Origin of the sequence: Companilactobacillus formosensis (assembly GCF_005405305.1) — a bacterium.
GTDB classification, from domain to species: domain Bacteria; phylum Bacillota; class Bacilli; order Lactobacillales; family Lactobacillaceae; genus Companilactobacillus; species Companilactobacillus formosensis.
Window position 1 is genome coordinate 30206 of record NZ_BJDU01000007.1, and the last position, 16796, is coordinate 47001.

Annotated in this window: 16 protein-coding genes; 12 read left to right on the forward strand and 4 right to left on the reverse strand. The window is 34.5% G+C overall.

Translation table 11 applies throughout. From position 1 onward, the window contains the following. Positions 1-82 precede the first annotated feature (82 nt). From FFM65_RS08945 to FFM65_RS08955, 3 genes are all read left to right on the forward strand, one after another. Positions 83-424, forward strand: coding sequence for a hypothetical protein (locus FFM65_RS08945; RefSeq protein WP_119318428.1), 342 nt, complete (start codon positions 83-85; stop codon positions 422-424). Then, positions 421-1173 carry a hypothetical protein gene (locus tag FFM65_RS08950; RefSeq protein WP_119318429.1) on the forward strand — a complete coding sequence of 251 codons (753 nt, stop codon included), beginning with the start codon at positions 421-423 and terminating at the stop codon, positions 1171-1173. Before FFM65_RS08945 ends, FFM65_RS08950 begins: the two co-directional genes overlap by 4 nt. A gap of 117 nt (positions 1174-1290) precedes the next feature. After that, the gene (locus FFM65_RS08955; protein ID WP_162897970.1) at positions 1291-2586 is read left to right on the forward strand and encodes an SLAP domain-containing protein; all 1296 of its coding nucleotides are present in this window, start codon (positions 1291-1293) and stop codon (positions 2584-2586) included. Positions 2587-3160: 574 nt separating this feature from the next. Here FFM65_RS08955 and FFM65_RS08960 read toward each other — a convergent pair. After that, positions 3161-4612, reverse strand: coding sequence for an ArnT family glycosyltransferase (locus tag FFM65_RS08960; RefSeq protein WP_119318431.1), 1452 nt, complete (start codon positions 4610-4612; stop codon positions 3161-3163). Positions 4613-4857: 245 nt separating this feature from the next. Between FFM65_RS08960 and FFM65_RS08965 the strand changes: the two genes are divergently transcribed. The 5 genes from FFM65_RS08965 to relB all read left to right on the forward strand — a co-directional run bounded on the left by FFM65_RS08965 (position 4858) and on the right by relB (position 10978). After that, positions 4858-5157: a hypothetical protein gene (locus FFM65_RS08965; RefSeq protein WP_119318432.1), complete on the forward strand. Its 300-nt coding sequence runs from the start codon at positions 4858-4860 to the stop codon at positions 5155-5157. A 483-nt stretch (positions 5158-5640) separates the two neighbouring features. Next, a complete protein-coding gene (nrdJ, locus tag FFM65_RS08970; protein WP_174795673.1) occupies positions 5641-7881 on the forward strand; it encodes a ribonucleoside-triphosphate reductase, adenosylcobalamin-dependent in 2241 nt (746 codons plus the stop codon). A 134-nt stretch (positions 7882-8015) separates the two neighbouring features. After that, positions 8016-8441, forward strand: coding sequence for a CopY/TcrY family copper transport repressor (locus FFM65_RS08975; RefSeq protein WP_119318434.1), 426 nt, complete (start codon positions 8016-8018; stop codon positions 8439-8441). After that, the gene (locus FFM65_RS08980) at positions 8434-10482 is read left to right on the forward strand and encodes a heavy metal translocating P-type ATPase (protein WP_119318435.1); all 2049 of its coding nucleotides are present in this window, start codon (positions 8434-8436) and stop codon (positions 10480-10482) included. Before FFM65_RS08975 ends, FFM65_RS08980 begins: the two co-directional genes overlap by 8 nt. A 268-nt stretch (positions 10483-10750) precedes the next feature. Beyond that, positions 10751-10978: a type II toxin-antitoxin system RelB family antitoxin gene (gene relB, locus FFM65_RS08985; RefSeq protein WP_119318436.1), complete on the forward strand. Its 228-nt coding sequence runs from the start codon at positions 10751-10753 to the stop codon at positions 10976-10978. Between the two features lie 56 nt (positions 10979-11034). Here relB and FFM65_RS08990 read toward each other — a convergent pair whose 3' ends face one another. Together FFM65_RS08990 and FFM65_RS08995 are read right to left on the reverse strand one after the other, a co-directional pair. After that, positions 11035-12027 (reverse strand): sensor histidine kinase, encoded by a 993-nt coding sequence (locus FFM65_RS08990; protein WP_119318437.1) that lies wholly within the window; start codon positions 12025-12027, stop codon positions 11035-11037. A gap of 12 nt (positions 12028-12039) precedes the next feature. Continuing rightward, a complete protein-coding gene (locus FFM65_RS08995) occupies positions 12040-12714 on the reverse strand; it encodes a response regulator transcription factor (RefSeq protein WP_119318438.1) in 675 nt (224 codons plus the stop codon). Between the two features lie 78 nt (positions 12715-12792). Here FFM65_RS08995 and FFM65_RS09000 point away from each other — a divergent pair, with 78 nt between their 5' ends. From FFM65_RS09000 to FFM65_RS09010, 3 genes are all read left to right on the forward strand, one after another. Then, a complete protein-coding gene (locus FFM65_RS09000; RefSeq protein ID WP_119318439.1) occupies positions 12793-13563 on the forward strand; it encodes an ABC transporter ATP-binding protein in 771 nt (256 codons plus the stop codon). Next, entirely contained in the window at positions 13544-13840 is a 297-nt protein-coding gene (locus FFM65_RS09005) for a hypothetical protein (protein WP_119318440.1), read from the forward strand. Before FFM65_RS09000 ends, FFM65_RS09005 begins: the two co-directional genes overlap by 20 nt. Before the next feature lie 240 nt (positions 13841-14080). Further along, positions 14081-15544: a hypothetical protein gene (locus FFM65_RS09010; RefSeq protein ID WP_137610111.1), complete on the forward strand. Its 1464-nt coding sequence runs from the start codon at positions 14081-14083 to the stop codon at positions 15542-15544. On the opposite strand, the gene FFM65_RS09015 is transcribed toward FFM65_RS09010, so the two are convergent. Then, positions 15522-15986, reverse strand: a complete 465-nt coding sequence (locus tag FFM65_RS09015; protein ID WP_137610112.1) for a hypothetical protein — start codon at positions 15984-15986, stop codon at positions 15522-15524. The two genes, FFM65_RS09010 and FFM65_RS09015, sit on opposite strands and share 23 nt — an antisense overlap. Before the next feature lie 45 nt (positions 15987-16031). Between FFM65_RS09015 and FFM65_RS09020 the strand changes: the two genes are divergently transcribed. Then, complete coding sequence (locus FFM65_RS09020) at positions 16032-16757, forward strand: MBL fold metallo-hydrolase (protein ID WP_119318443.1); 726 nt, start codon at positions 16032-16034, stop codon at positions 16755-16757. Positions 16758-16796 lie beyond the last annotated feature (39 nt).

The following is a 16796-nucleotide window of genomic DNA, read 5'->3' on the forward strand; positions in this document are numbered from 1 at the left end:
CTGATTATGTTCTCTTTTTTTTGATATTTTTGTTAGAACAAACAATTATGTTAACCTTAAATCATACTTACAGGGGGTATCTATGAAAAATCGAGTTATCAAGAACTTCGTGGTGTTCTTATTTTTTTGGACGATTATTGTTATCGGAATGAATTTATTTCAAGGGAGAAATTTTTGGACCAATCTTCCTTGGGAAGTTTATCTGATTTTCTTATTATCGTTACTGCAATTAACAACTAATCTCAGTAAAAAAGTGATTTCAATTATAGATTTCGTAATTTTCTTTTTGTATACGATGATAAATAGCAGTTATTTTGGATACGTCAACTGGACTTCATTAGTGATTTTTGCAATTATGGCATTATTTTTCACAGCAATTACATTATTTATTGGAAATCAATTTAAAAAGGGAGACCATCGATGAAAAAACTCCTTGGTTTGATAGTACTGTTGAGTCTTGTTCTAGCTGGTTGTAGCTTTCAAAACCAACCACAAGACTCGAAAACGCAAACTAAAATGATTCAAAAAAATAAAAAAGTTTGGAATAAAAAACTAAAAAAAGCTCAGAAGGTAGAATTTCCAGGAGAAAAGATTCTTTCTGTACCTTCAGGATACAATGATGAAGATATGTCTTTGTCACGTTTCAAGAATGGCAGTCAATTAGTAGTCAAAGCGAGAGTAGTTAATTTAGAGCCAGAACTAAAGCGTGTTTTAACACCAGAGACTAAAGCATCGATTTATATCGATAAAGTTATTTCAGGTGATAAGTCCTTAACCCATTCGACGATTAAAACTGAATTTTCTGGTGGTTTGATTCGTGCTAAGAATTATTTAGTGAATATTGAAGGCCAATATACTGGCAAGCAATTTGGAATTAAAGATCCACAAGCAATTGTATACGGTCAAACTTTAACGAAACCAATGCCAAAGATTGGTCAGACAATAATTTTAGGATTGAATAAATACCGCCCTACTAATGATCATCAAAAAAAGATGTATCAAAAGATGAACTTAACTGATAATTTCTATATTATAAATAACCCAGAAGTTACTTTTTGGATTAAAAAGAATGGTGAATATCGTTTGAATAATCCAGCTTTTTATCAAGCCAAAAATCAATCGAAATATTCAAATCTTTTTAAGATTACGAAGTATTTGAATCAAAATTTTTAATAATCTTTAAGTAAGTTTTAAATATTTTGCGAAAGCCGAATAAATTACGTCATCCCTTTATAATTAAGGTATATATGATATAAATTCATATATATTAAAAATATGGAGGGGTTTATATTGAAAAAGAGTACATCATTACTATTTAGTGGATTGCTAGTTTCTGGTATGGTTCTTGGTACACTTCCAATGACACAAACTGTTCAAGCCGCTGATAAAGTTACTACTCAAGCCGCTGCTAGCGTAACTAATAATGTTACATATTATTATAATAATCAAAAAGTTGGTCAAAAGAGTTTACAAGGAACTGAGGGCCAACCATTGGGTTATTATCCAGATGGATATACTTATTCTGGTAGTATTGCTAACTTTCAAGCAGATGGCGCTAACGTTAAAGTCAATGTAACTAAGATGATTTCCGTCAAAGTTAATTATGTTGACCAAAACAATAACTTGGTTAATTCTGAGGTTGTTAATGGGGGCGACGGAAACAAGTATACTTTGACTGATATTCCAGCCGGCAGTACTTTGTTAAACGATGCGGACAAGACAATTACCTTGGAAAATGGCAAAGAATACAATGTCAAAGTCAACAAACAAGTCTTCAACACATTGATTTTCAAGACAGCTGATAATACAGAAGTTGGTCGTGCTGAAATCTATAGCCAAAATGTTGGGGATACTGTTGATTTAACTGACAGTCAAATTCCTAGTGGTTACACAGCAACTACTAAGTCAGTAACTTTGCAAAGCGATAACAATACACAAATCGTTACAGTAACAAAGAATGCTGATTCTGAACAACCAACTGGTGTTGTGACAGTTAAAGATCAAACAGCTCAACTTTATACAGTTTATGGCAATACTATTAGTGGTCGAACATTGAGTGCCAATAGTTCATGGAAATACTATGAATCAAAGACTATCAATGGTGAAACTTACTACCGTGTTGCTACTGACGAATGGGTCAAAGCTAGCGATGTAACAGCTGAAACTACAACAAGTAATGTCACACCATTTGAGAACGTAGTAACAACTAAGGATGCTATTACTCACGTTTATACTAAAGATGGTCAAGAAGTAACTGGCCGTGCTTTGAGTGCTAATTCAAGTTGGAAGACTGCTAATAAGTTGGTTCTAAACGACGAAACTTATTATCAAGTAGCAACCGACGAATGGGTCAAAGCAAGTGATGTAACTGTTAATAATGATACAACTGGTGTTACACCGGCTAAAGGCGTTGTAACAATTGGTAGTGCACTTGCTCAATTGTATACTAAAGACGGTCAAGCAATTACTAGTCGTGCTTTAGCACCAAGCAGCAAGTGGCAAACAGCTAATAAGATGGATCTAAAAGGTGAAACTTATTACCAAGTAGCTACTAATGAATGGGTTAAAGCAAGTAGTTTAGCCTAATAAAAAAATCCTCAGTAGAATTTTTTTGGTTCTTTCTTAACTTCGGTTAGTTGTAATATTGCCGTCCTCCATAGCAAAGAAAATTTGGCTGGAACGCTGTGGACACGACTTGAAGCCTTTGCTAAGCCCAAGTTCGGGCAAAGTCTTCAAGCTCGGTCTTTCACTAGGCAATAAATTGCCAAGAGAAATTTCACAGCTGAGCCAATTTTCTTTGCTATTCCAGACTAGATAGTAGTTCTATATTTTTTATAATCAAACAAATAGCATCAATTCAGACAAATAGTTAGCAACTATATCTGAATTGATGCTATTTTGATTTACTTGAAATAAATAATAAAAGACGTTTTCCAGTCGGTAGTGGCAGCTTTGTGGATGCTCAGTACTGAAATTTCACTTAGCGATTTATCGCTTAGTGAAAGGTCAAGCTTTAAGACTGTTCCCGGTTCTGGAATTGGCTTAAAGTTGCGCCCAGTACGTTCCAGTATCCACAAAGCAGAACGGACGACGACATCTAGCAGTAACCTAACTTGAGAAAGAACCATTTTTTATTCTAGTGAGGATTTTTTTGCGCTAATTAGTTCAAACTGAAAGTTTGTTTTTGTCTTACCTTAGATTTACTCAAAACTGTAATCGTGTTGTAAATACCTAAACTTCCCATTATTGAGATTATTGGCAAGAACTCAATGCGATAACGTCCTTGGACTTCAATGATCAACTGGACGACTGCAAAGGCCATTAATGGCAATAGTAGTAAGTATAAATTATCATTGAATTTGGTTTTGAATAGTGATAGTGAGCCAATCCACGAAAAGACAATTAAAATGACTGAACCCAAGTATGAAACGTAATTGACTAAGTTGACAGCTTTTTGTCGATGATTCATAGCAAAGTTTGCACCATCAGTAGCGAGAGTTCGTGATGACCAAAGTAATTGAGTTTTCTTGATAAAGAGTTTGAGCCAAGCATGATTTTCATTAAGATAACTAATTTCATCGTTTAAAGCGGCTTTTTCAACTTTACTCATTGTAGCTCTTGGTTTGCTAGCATCAATCAAGCGTTCCATATCGGACGAATAAGTTCCAGTCGATTGATAATTTAAGCCAGTAACGAATTTCCATTCGGGATCGTTGTTATTCAAACCATATTGATTCATTCCTGAAGCTTTGATTCCCCAGCCGGCGAGACCGAAGAGAACAAAATAGATTGCTAAGGTCATTAAAACTTTAAGAGATGCTTGATAATCGTGTTGCTTCCACAATAAATAAATCAAGGTAAAAACAACTATTCCGGCAATAATTACAGGACCAATAGGTCTAATCAAACATCCTGCTGTCAATGTAACTCCAGCTAAGGCATAAGTCCAAGTTTTATTTTGAATAATTAAATAGAAGGTAATTAAATAAAGTAGTGAACCAAGATATTGATTACTTGTTTCAGCGTTTAAAGCAAACCAATCCAAATCAATCATTAGTAATAAAACTGATAGGCGAGCCATTTTGATATTGTTAAAAATTTTATCAACTAATAAATAAGTAAATAATAAGGTTAAGCCTTGATAAATTACGTTCAAAAATTGAATGGCAAAGATATTGTATCCAAAAATCTTTGAAACCAAGAATGCGTAATACATGAAGCCGGTTTGATAAGCATATTTGGAGAAATAATCATTATCAGTTTGGTAAAGTGGATCACCAATATGATAGTGGTATAGTCGTAACCAGAAATTGCCATAATCACTGATTTGAGTTTTCGGTACTAGTGATATCCAAATCAGAGCGACAGTCATGAAGAAAATAATTAATGAAAATAGCACTATTCGATTGATATGTTCATTGTCAGTTCTTATTTTCATTAATCCGAATCCAGCCACAGAAATAACTATTAAAGCAGTAACTAAAACGACAGTATTCCGAAGTGGACTTTGAAATAAAAATTCTTGATAATAAAATAAAACCATCAACAACAAAACCGCAGTTGTGAAAATGCCTACACAAGTCAAGATGGCTTTACTGATGAAATTTTGCATCAAAAAAATCCCCCTATATTAAATATTTAATTTGTTTCCCCTAATTATTTGAACCCTTCAGGATAATTATCGAAAAGTTGAAATTATTCCTGAACTTAAATAACATAAATTATATTACCATAGAGCGATTACTTTTTTTAGTTGGCATTCAAATAGATAAGATATTCTTAAGCTTCAAGCCAGTTTCAATTAAAAGTTATAGACGATATTATAATGAGCATGAAAAATGGTAGGAGGGATTTGAGATGCAAACTTTGAATCAATCAAAATTATATTATCGAAGATTTACCGTTTTAGACGTTATAACGTTCATGATGGTAGTTGGCTTTCTTTTTTTCACAAAGGGATATTTGATTTCACTATTGTTGATTGTTGTCTATCCGATTAGTCATTCGAAAGTACTCGTCTCTGAAACTAGAGCAAACAGTGATAAAATTTGGGTTCGAAAGATGGATTGGGATCATTATCGAAAGGAACACCGAATTGGTTTATTATCACAATATAATTCACAAGTTGCATCTCACATTAAACAAGTAAATTTTTAGACGTCACGTTATAAGGACGACGTTATGAATAGGGCAAAGAGCTGAAATATGTAGCTAATAAGCGTTATAAAAATGGAATAATTCAAAAAGCCAGTTGGTTCGTTATGAATCTACTGGCTTTTTAAATATTTAAAATTATTTTTCCTGTGGAACACCTGACATGACAACCATATGTTCGTGTCAAGAAGAAAATTTGTCGTTATCCACTTGAATTTCGAGTGCGAGTTTAAATTAAAATAATCATTGCTAAGTCTTTTGATTCGATATTAGAATAGTAATTGCGACCTTAGTTTTTCGCGCTTAAAATTCTTAGGAATTTATTAAATTATGGTGATCCTTTTTTTGATTGTAAATGCCGGAATAACAACCACAAGATTTAGTGCCAATTTATTCGCCAAATAAATTTAGACACAAGATATTGTTATTCAAATCAAATCGGGGTACTATATATTGTGTTATTAAAAAGTTGTGGAGTGAATGTTAATGAACACTATTAATAAAATTATCTTATCAGATGACTTCGTTGACGAAGTAAAAAAAACAATTAAACCCCACTGGGGTGAATTAGGTTGGGTTACATATAAACGTACCTATGCTCGTTTTATTGATGAATTAGGTCGGACTGAAAATTGGTCTGAAACTGTTAAACGTGTGGTTGAAGGAAATATCAATTTGGACCCTCGTTTGCAAAATGATGATTTAACTGATGAACAATATAATGGCTTAGTTAAAGAAGCTCAAGAACTATACAAGTTGATTTATGGATTAGCGGCCACTCCTTCAGGTAGAAATCTTTGGATTTCTGGAACAGAGTATCAACACCGTAATGGGGATGCTTTGAATAATTGCTGGTTTATCGCTGTTAGACCACAAAAGTATGGTGACAGTCATATCGTCCCTTCATATCTACAAAAAGATCAATTGGCTGGTTCAATGCCATTTTCATTTATGTTTGATCAATTGATGAAGGGTGGCGGAGTTGGCTTTTCCGTTGTTCCATCAAATATGAAGTTGATGCCAGTTGTTGATAATAAGGTCAATTTGACAGTATTGATTGGTAAAGAAAGTGCTTCTTATAAAGATTCAATTGCTGCTGGTGCTGTGGATCGTGACGAATGGTTAGCTAATAATTCATATGACAACAAACGTCATTACGAGTTGCCAGATACACGTGAAGGTTGGGTTATTGGTAATGCCAACATGATTGATGCCCACTTTAACGATACAAATGACGGTTTGGATGATGTAGTGCTAGATATTACTGATATCCGTGCTAAAGGTGAAAAGATCAAAGGCTTTGGTGGTACTGCATCTGGTCCTGTACCATTGATCGAAATGCTTTTCGATATTAATGAAGTTATGAATGAAGCTGTTGGTAGAAAGTTAACTTCAGTTGATTGTACCGACATGGGTAACATGATTGGTAAGACTGTTGTTGCAGGAAATGTTCGTCGTTCTGCTGAACTTGCTTTAGGCGGCGCTACTGATGATGACTTTATTACCATGAAACAAGATCAAAAGAAGCTTTATCACCATCGTTGGGCTTCAAATAACAGTGTTGCTGTTGACAGTAAGTTCAATAAGTACGCTCCTATCGCCGATTCAATCACTCATAATGGTGAACCAGGAATCGTTAACCTTGAATTATCACGTAATTACGGTCGTGCTATCGATGGTTATCAACCTGGAATTGATGATGGCGTTGAAGGAACTAATCCTTGTGGTGAAATTTCTCTAAGTAATGGTGAACCATGTAACTTGTTTGAAGTATTTCCATTGATTGCTGGTGAACAAGGTTGGGATTTGGAAGAAGCCTTTTCTTTAGCTGCCCGTTATACAAAACGTGTTACATTCAGTAATTATGATTGGGAAGTTTCTCGTAAAGTTATTCAAAAGAATCGTCGTATCGGTGTTTCAATGTCTGGTATTCAAGACTGGATTTTGACAACATTTGGTAATCGTGTTGTAACTGGTTTTGAACCTACCACAGATCCTGAAACAGGTGAAACAGTTCAAAAACCTATCTATGATCAACGTGTTGCTGACAAATTTGATGATTTGTACAAGACAGTCGTTAAAGCTGATAAGGAGTACTCAAAAGCATTAGGATGTAAGGCATCTATCAAGCACACAACTGTTAAGCCATCTGGTACAGTTGCTAAGCTTGCTGGTGTGTCCGAAGGTATGCATTTCCACTATGCAGGTTACTTAATTCAAAGAATCAGATTCCAAGACTCAGATCCACTTCTACCAGCTTTGAAAGCTTGTGGATACAAGATTGAACCTGATATCTATACAAAACATACAATGTGTGTTGAATTCCCAGTTAAAGCTGAAAATGCTGATGATCCTAACTTTGCTTCAGCCGGATCGGTTTCTATCGCTGAACAATTTGCTACACAAGCATTCTTACAAACTTACTGGTCAGATAATGCTGTCAGTTGTACGATTACTTTCCAACCAGAGGAAGGCGACCAAATTGCTCCATTAATGTATCAATACAGAAATGTAACGAAATCAACATCACTATTGCCATACACTGGTTCAGGTTTCAAACAAGCTCCTAAGGAACCAATCAATAAGAAAGTTTATCAAGAACGTGAATCAGAAGTTGACGAAAATGTCGCTGCAGTCTTTGCTAAACAAAATGATAATCATGACAAGAAAGGTATCGAACTAGTCGATCAATCAGATTGTGCTGGCGGTGCTTGTCCAATTAGATAATAATTAATAACTCACTGATCATATGATTGGTGAGTTATTTTTTTGAGCGTTTAACTTTACTTATAGTGTTTACGGTTGTAAACTGTATTTTGTTGAGAAAGATTACAGTTGTAAACCAAAAAGGAGGAATCGACATGAAAGAAGTTGAATCCATGAGCCGCGCTGAATGGCAGGTAATGAGGATCATTTGGACTTTGGGTCAAGCCACTAGTAAGCAAGTAATTGATTTTTTGGAGAAAAAAACTGATTGGAAAGCTGCCACAATTAAAACTTTAATTGGTCGTCTTCAAAAGAAGAATTTTTTACAAGCCGATGAAACTAAACGCCCTTATGTTTATCAGCCATTAATTTCAGAGGATGAGGCTATTCACGATAGTGTTAATGACTTATTCGATAATCTTTGTTGTATGCGAAAGGGATATGCTATCAAAGATTTGATCAATAATTCAGAAATATCGAAGAGCGATATTGCAGCAATTATTGAAACTCTCACTGAGAAGGAAAAGACAGCCCCAGAAGTTGTCGAATGTGATTGTTTGGAGAGTGATTTGAATGAATAACGAGGAAATGCACGATATGAAAAATATGGATATGGATCATTCAACTATGGACATGTCGGGAAACCATATGATGATGCACGGTGGTCATATGATGGATATGGGGGACTTGAGACAGAAATTTTGGATCTCACTTGTTTTAGCAATACCAGTATTTATCCTCTCACCATTTATGGGATTGAATTTGCCATTTCAAGTCCAATTTCCAGGCTCTGATTGGATAGTTTTAGTACTAGCAACAATTCTTTTCTTCTATGGCGGTAAACCATTTATCAGTGGTGCCAAGGGAGAATTAATGTCCAAACAACCTGCAATGATGACTTTGATCACTATGGGTATCAGTGTTGCTTATATTTACAGTCTCTATGCTTTTGTTGAGAATAATTTATTGCATTCTTCAACGCACATCATGGACTTTTTCTGGGAATTAGCATCCTTGATCGTCATCATGTTGTTAGGTCACTGGATTGAAATGAAGTCGACTATGAGTGCCGGCAATGCTTTACAAAAAATTGCATCATTAGTACCAAGCAAGGTACATATGGTTCACGATGATCAAACGATGGATCATGATATTTCAATGGTCAAGGCTGGCAATATTGTTGAGGTACGTGCTGGTGAATCAATACCACTTGACGGACATATTATTAGTGGTTCAAGTTATATCAACGAATCTTTAATCACAGGTGAATCAAAAGCAATCAAAAAAGAAGTTGGTAGTAAAGTGGTTGGAGGATCAATCAATGGTGAGGGTACGATTCGTGTAAAAGTTGATAAATCTTCCGGAGAGGGCTACTTGTCACAGATCAGTAAACTAGTCTCTGATGCACAAAATAATCGTTCTAAGACGCAAATGTTGGCTGATAGAGTATCTAGTTGGCTGTTCTATGCTGCTTTAACAGTAGGAATCATTGCTTTCGTTTATTGGTTGATTTTTGGCGATATGAATACAGCCTTGAATAGATTAGTAGCTGTTTTAGTCATCGCTTGTCCACACGCTTTGGGTCTAGCAATTCCTTTGGTTATGTCACGTAGTACTTCGATTGCGGCTACAAATGGTTTGATCATTCGTGATAATCAAGCAATGGAGAATAGTAGAAAAATCGATTATGTAGCAATGGATAAAACCGGTACTTTGACTGAGGGTAAATTTACCGTTAATGGTTTGGAAAGTTTAGATAAGTCAATTGATAATAAGAACTTATTGTCTATTATTGCCGGTATCGAAGGTGGGTCTAGTCATCCAATCGCAAGCAGCATCGTCAGCTATGCCAAGGACAAAGAAGTTCAACCAGCTGCTATCGATAATATTCAAGCATTAAAGGGTTACGGAATGAGTGCTAGTTTTGATAATCGTCAATATTATTTAGTTAATATGAAATATTTAAATGAGCATGAAATTTCACTTGATAAGAAATTAGTTCAAACATATTTGGATAAAGGTAATACGATCAGTTATTTAGTGGCTGATAAAAAGATACTTGGTTTCGTCGCTTTAGGTGATCGAATCAAGAAAAATACTATTGAGTTTATCAAAGAATTAAAGACAAGAAACATTACTCCAATTATGCTGACAGGTGATAATAAAGAAGCTGCTGCCATTATGGCTAAACAAATGGGAATCGATGAATTTCGAGCTGAATTATTACCAGAAGACAAGCATCAAGTTATCAAGCAGTTGGAATTAAGTGGTCACCATGTAATGATGGTTGGTGATGGAATCAATGATGCTCCTAGTTTAGCTTCAGCTACTATTGGTGTTGCCATTGGGGCCGGAACCGATGTCGCTATCGATTCAGCAGATGTAGTTTTGTATAATAGTGATCCTAGTGACATTATTAAATTCTTGAAATTGTCACATAACACTTATAAGAAAACTGTTGAGAATCTCTGGTGGGGTGCTGGCTACAATATTATTGCAATACCATTAGCTGCAGGTATTTTAGCAGGAATCGGTTTTGTTTTAAGTCCAGCTGTTGGTGCAGTAGTAATGTCACTGTCAACAGTCGTCGTAGCGTTGAATGCTCTGACTTTAAAAATGTAAATAAACGTCCAAATTCTTATAATTAATAGAAAAGAGCCAACTCATTGATTTGAGTTGGCTCTTTATTTAGAAAGTGGTCTGGTTCGCAAAAGCTAGTCTACAGGCGTAATTAAAAGTATTTGTATATAGTCATGGTATTTTTGAAAAAGATATTTCATAATCAAATTATAGAATATTTTTTATATAATATTAAGTTGTGAATAGCATAACTATTGAAAAATTTGGTCGAACAATATACACTAAGGGCGACATAGGGGTGGTGACGAAAATGGCAACTATTTCAGTATACATAGACGGACGTGACGAACGGATGATTAAAAATTACGCTAAATCTAAGAATATGAGCGTTTCAGCCTTTCTTCGTTCTGCTGCAGTCGAAAAAATCGAAGATGAAATCGATAATAAACTTTGTGAAAAAGCTGAACGAGAATTTAAGGATAATCCTCAAGATGTTTCTCTAGATGCTTTGGAAAAAGAGATGAGCAGTTATTGTTAAGTCCAAGAAATAATGATAAAGAATAAATGCGTGTAAGTTTAAAAGCTTACACGCATTTATTTATAGTAAGGTAAATCTAAAAAGGTAATAATAGTTTCAGTACCTTGATTTTCACTTGATTTGATTTGAATAGTGTGACCTAGTTTATCGATCATTTTTTTAACTAAATACAGTCCCATACCAGTAGATTTACTGCCACTTTTACGACCATTAGTGCCGGTGAAACCTTTGTTAAAGACTCGACTGATATCTTGATTTTTGATACCGATCCCGTTGTCTTTGAGATGTAATTCAATATTGTTATTGTGAGTAGTTGTGAAAATTTCAATTTTTCCACCGGATTTGGTGTACTTTAAACTGTTGGAAAGTATTTGATTAATGATGAAGCTTAACCATTTTTCGTCTGTTAAAACCTTTTTGTCAGTAATGTCGAAGTGAATACCAATTCTCTTGCTGATAAAGAGGCGTTTATTCGTTCGAATACAAGCTTTAATGATATCGTTTAAGTCTTGTTCTTGAATTAAATAATCATTGGAGAAGTTATTTAAACGGGCAAAATAAAGTGCTTGGTCGACTAAATAATCGATTTGTTCCAATTCTTCAGCAATCAAATCACGATCTAAATTACTGTCCTGTGACAATTTTAAAGCTGACAAGGGAACTTTAATATCGTGAACCCAAGATTCAGTGTATTCTCGTTGATCTTTTTGATTCTGATATAATTCTGTTAACTCATTACGATATTGAAGAGAAATATTGTTGATTTTGTCTTGAATGAACTGTTGTTCATTATTTCTGGCTCCAAATAATTCCTTTGAAAGGTCATCTTGATAATTTGCTAACTGTTCATACCAATTCTTTTTGTGCAAATAGGAAATCGATAAATTAACAATCAAAAAAATCACTGCCAAAATCCAAGTATAGATTAGAGTTCCCATATGAAAATGCACCCTAGGGTCTAAAAATAAAACTAATTCAACAAAGGTCATTCCCACTAAAACGATTAGGATTGAATAAATATGATCACGTAAATATTTAAGAAATGTCATCCTTTAACCTCACTAAGGAATAATGTATCCTTGTCCCACTTTAGTAACGATATAATTTTTTAAACCAAATTTTTCAATTTTTCCACGTAGACGATTGATGTTGACAGTTAAGGTGTTATCGTCAACAAATCTTTCATCGTCCCACATAAAATTAAGCAATTGTTCACGGGTGACGATTTTTCCTTGGTCTTTTAATAAACGTTGCAATAATTTGTACTCGTTTTTTGAAAGATCAATTTTTTCATTGCCAATTTCAACTGTTCCACTCGATAAGTTCAATTTTAAACCGTTGTGTTCAATCGTATCGCTAGAGTTCTTTGAAAAATCATAAGTCCGACGTAATAAGGCATTGATTTTGGCAATTAGGATATCGACTGAGAAGGGCTTTTCAACAAAATCATCAGCTCCCATATTCATGGCCATAATTTGATCCATATTAGAATTACGCGAAGAAATAATGATGATAGGTAATTTTGAAATCTTACGGATCTCTTGATTCCAATAGTAACCGTCATAGACTGGTAAATTGATATCTAATAGTACTAAATCAGGTTGATATTCTTTGAATTGCTCGATAATATTATCGAAATCTTTTGTAATGTAGGAATCCATTTGCCATTTGGCTAGATTTTCACTGATCAGCTTGGCAATGGAGAAATCATCCTCAATAATCATAATTTTAACCATTTAAAAAAATCCTCCATGCTAGAATAAAGACACTATATAGTATGATAACAATAAATAATTAATTTTGGAGAGTTTACTGTGCAAATTGCTGTAAAGAATATTTCAAAAGATTTTGGAAAAAAGAAAAATGCTGTTCACGCCATCAAAGATATCAGTTTAGAAGTCGATCATGGTGAATTGTTAGGAATCATGGGACCTTCTGGAGCGGGGAAGACAACCTTGTTAAATATGATTTCTACTAATGAACGCCCTGATCATGGACAGATTCTCATCGATGGTTTGGACTTAACGCAATTACATGACCGTGATTTAGCAAAGTATCGTCGGAATAAAATGGGCTTTATTTACCAAAGTTTTGAATTGCTTGATTCATTGAATGTTAAAGAGAACGTTATTTTACCGTTAGCTTTGAGTCGAGCCAACAAAAAAATTATCGAAGAAAGATTTCAATATATGATGAATTTATTGAATATTGAGAAGTTAGCTCAACGTGAAATTGACGAATTATCGCTCGGTCAACGTCAAATGGTAGCAGCGGCCAGAGCTTTGATCAATAAGCCAGAAATTTTGTTTGCGGATGAGCCAACTGGTAGTTTGGATTCTAAATCAGCGACTATTTTGCTCAATTACATGCAGTTGATCAATCAAAAAGAGAAAACTACAGTTTTAATGGCAACTCACGATGCCTTTACGGCTAGTTATTGTACTCGAGTAATCTTTATTAAAGACGGAGTGGTTTTCTCAGAGATAATCAATCCGGGTAATCGAGATAAATTCTTTGAACAAATAATCAACATGCAACGAACAATTGGTGGAGGGAATTATTTCAATGTATCGCAAAATTATTAAACGTAGTCTCTCAAATATGCGCGATAGCTATTTGATTTATATTTTAGCATGCAGCTTCGCCATTGGTGTCTTCGGAATCTTATTGTCAATGGGTGGTAATCCATCACTTCACGAAGCTATGGGGTGGTGGGATAACTTCATCTATGAACTTTCGAGTTTCATGAGTGGATTATTTGCTTTCTTTGCTTTTATTTACATGATCTATGTTGGTGGTTTTTTCATCCAAAGGCAGAAGAATGAATTTTTAACTTTTGAAAAATTGGGGATGCCTAGCTGAGTTATCGTAACAATCAGTTTTTTTCAAACAGCTATTGTTCAAATCATTGCTTGGGGAATCGGGCTCTTATTGATGGTGATTTTCCAGAAATTTATGGGAATGCTGTTGCTTTATTTAATGAGAATCCGAGTTAACTTCACTACAAGCTTTGATGGTTATACATTACTCACATTGCTTAAAACGTTTTTCTTTTCCACAGTGATTTTGAGCCTAGTCAATGCAATCAAAACAATCCGAATTTTGAAAAAGAAGCAGCGTAAAATTAATGTCAAAACTCGTTGGTGGTTACGTATACCAGCTGGGATTTTTGGGGTCATTCTTTTGTTTAGCGCTCAAATTTGTACATGGGCCTTATTTACTGATATTCGAATGATCAGTTATTCTTCCAAACCATTAAACGAAATACTTTTCATTATGTTAGCTGATATTTTTGGGATGTATTTAGTATATTATGGTTTTTTACCAACTATCTTGAATTTATTACAAAAAATTCATGCAATTTCTTATTCGGGCTTGAATCTTTTTTCCTTTAAATATTTGAAAGAACGTCTTTTTCAAAATATTTCTATTCTCTGGTTTGTGACTGAACTGTCAGCTTTGGCTTTGGCATTATTGACGTTTTGTTACTTCGGATATCAAGCTGTTCACGAAAGTTATAATAGTTCTTATCCTTTTGAATTAGCAGCTAATAAGGATACAGTTCAATTTATCAAAAAAGAACTTAACCAAACTGATGCGAAAATAAAGGGAAGTTATAAGACTAATGTCAAAATAAACCTAACTTCTTATTATAGTAAGAATAGCTCAACCTATACGAAACAACCGATGACGTTTATGTCGTATTCATCGTATAAATCTTTACCTAAACGAATGCGTAAAGGCAACAGTAAGATTAATGCCAATGAATTTATGAAAATTGATACTCCCACAGGACTCATGTATCACAATCAAGAAGCAGAATATAATATTGATGTCAAAGGGGCGCCAATGATTGCTAAGTCTAAAACTGGTCATGCTTTTCCATACGGCGGTTCGATGCATTTTGGTCCAATGATGATCGTGCCAGATAAGTATTATCAAGAAATGCCGGCGGAAGTCAGTGATACTTTTTATGGTTGGGACTTTAAAAAGGGAGATCGTCTACAAAAATCTCAAATTGAACGTTTGAAACATTATCGGGATGCTTATTATATGAAAGTGAATTTTAAATCATCTTTGAAAGATTCAACGGTAGAAGTCATCAAAAAAGCCCCCAAGCAATACGATGCCTCTGTATATACACAGGTAGGATATTTGCGTGAGGGTAATGTCAAAAAACGTTTTAAACAAGGCGGTGGCTTTTATCTATATATTGTAGCCTTGTTCAGTGTAGCTTTGTTGATAGCTCTAGGTAGTGTTTTGACTTTGAGAATTTTATTACGAGATGATTATCAATCTAGACAATTGCGGACATTGCAAAAAATTGGTGTTGAAGAACAAGAAATCAAACGAATTATTTTACGCGAGAATACTTGGACATTTTTGATTCCAATTGTTTTTGCTTTATTACAATCGTATACAGCTATAGCAATGTTTGATAGTGGACGACATATTTCTAAAAATATTATTTTGATTTTCGGTGGGTATATCGTCTTATATGGTTTGTTTGGATTTATCAGTTATCAAGTTTCTTGGCGTAGTATTAAGCAGAAGTTCCGTCTGTAACTACATAAGCTTTAGAGAAAAATCCAAAGTCTTCTTCATTAGAACCTTGAATTTGGTTTTGAATCTCTTTTTGGAGCAAGGTTTGCCAAACTTTGATTTGAGAAGTTGTCTCGAAAGTTTTAATAATTAAATATTCTCTTGGACTTTCTCTTTTTTGCAAGACGGCGGTTGATGTAGAATTAAAAGAGTATGAGTGGATACTAAACAACTTTTCTTCGAATAACTTAGCTTGATCAGGATTTAATTTTAAGTATGTCAAGGAATAAAGATTATTCAAAGGTTCGTAAACCCCACTGATACCACGATATTGTGCAAATGTTGATAAATTTTTTATCAAAAGATGGTCTGCATTGGCATGAAATAAGGGTTTTAATAAAGTATCGGATGGTGACATCTGACTCTTCAAAAAGAGATATGTGCCTAGCTTTAATGTTATGTTCATAGTTATTGAAATCCTTTCAATTATAAAATTTTTTGGAGGTTTTCTATGTTAGTTACAGTTTTAGGTTTTTATGGTGGTTATCCTTACAAGGGAATCGGAACATCTGGTTACCTATTAAGAAATGGCGATAAGAACTACTTGATCGATTGCGGTAGTGGTGTTTTGAACTCACTAGCAAGTTATATGAAACCAACTGATCTAGATGGTGTCATCTTATCACATTATCACCACGATCATACAGCAGATGTTGGTGTTTTGCAGTACGAATGGCTTGCAGCTAAAAAGGAAAATCTACTACCTATTTATGGTCATACTCAAGATTTTGTCAACTTTGCGCAATTGTCAGTCGATAATGCTACTAAAGGAATTGCCTATAACGATTATGAACCAACTCAGATCGATGATTTGAAGTTTGAATTTATGAGAACCGTTCATCCAGTTCCAGCATATGCAATGCGTATCACTGATAAAGATGGCAAAGTGATTGTTTATACGGCTGATACAACTTATTTTGATGGTTTAGTTGATTTCGCAAAAGATGCTGACTTATTGATTGCGGACACTAACTTTCCAGAAAATATTACGGGTCGCAAAGCCCATCTCAATACAAAAGAGGCAGGAACGTTAGCTAAAGAAAGTAATGTTAAGCGATTGATGATCAGTCACTTACCACAAACAGTCGATGCTGACACTATGTTAAAACAATCACAAAAATATGCTGAAGATATTCCAGTTATACATGCTTTCCAAGGATTGGAAGTTGAAGTGTAAGGCTTAAGAATAGGCTTTAGATTTTCAATGAAAGCACTA

Excerpts from the sequence above, each read along its gene's own strand:
- FFM65_RS08945 (WP_119318428.1), top strand. The coding sequence starts at position 83 with ATGAAAAATCGAGTTATCAAGAACTTCGTGGTGTTCTTATTTTTTTGG.
- FFM65_RS08950 (WP_119318429.1), top strand. The coding sequence starts at position 421 with ATGAAAAAACTCCTTGGTTTGATAGTACTGTTGAGTCTTGTTCTAGCT.
- FFM65_RS08960 (WP_119318431.1), bottom strand. The coding sequence starts at position 4,612 with ATGCAAAATTTCATCAGTAAAGCCATCTTGACTTGTGTAGGCATTTTC.
- FFM65_RS08965 (WP_119318432.1), top strand. The coding sequence starts at position 4,858 with ATGCAAACTTTGAATCAATCAAAATTATATTATCGAAGATTTACCGTT.
- nrdJ (WP_174795673.1), top strand. The coding sequence starts at position 5,641 with ATGAACACTATTAATAAAATTATCTTATCAGATGACTTCGTTGACGAA.
- FFM65_RS08975 (WP_119318434.1), top strand. The coding sequence starts at position 8,016 with ATGAAAGAAGTTGAATCCATGAGCCGCGCTGAATGGCAGGTAATGAGG.
- FFM65_RS08980 (WP_119318435.1), top strand. The coding sequence starts at position 8,434 with ATGAATAACGAGGAAATGCACGATATGAAAAATATGGATATGGATCAT.
- relB (WP_119318436.1), top strand. The coding sequence starts at position 10,751 with ATGGCAACTATTTCAGTATACATAGACGGACGTGACGAACGGATGATT.
- FFM65_RS08990 (WP_119318437.1), bottom strand. The coding sequence starts at position 12,027 with ATGACATTTCTTAAATATTTACGTGATCATATTTATTCAATCCTAATC.
- FFM65_RS08995 (WP_119318438.1), bottom strand. The coding sequence starts at position 12,714 with ATGGTTAAAATTATGATTATTGAGGATGATTTCTCCATTGCCAAGCTG.
- FFM65_RS09005 (WP_119318440.1), top strand. The coding sequence starts at position 13,544 with ATGTATCGCAAAATTATTAAACGTAGTCTCTCAAATATGCGCGATAGC.
- FFM65_RS09015 (WP_137610112.1), bottom strand. The coding sequence starts at position 15,986 with ATGAACATAACATTAAAGCTAGGCACATATCTCTTTTTGAAGAGTCAG.
- FFM65_RS09020 (WP_119318443.1), top strand. The coding sequence starts at position 16,032 with ATGTTAGTTACAGTTTTAGGTTTTTATGGTGGTTATCCTTACAAGGGA.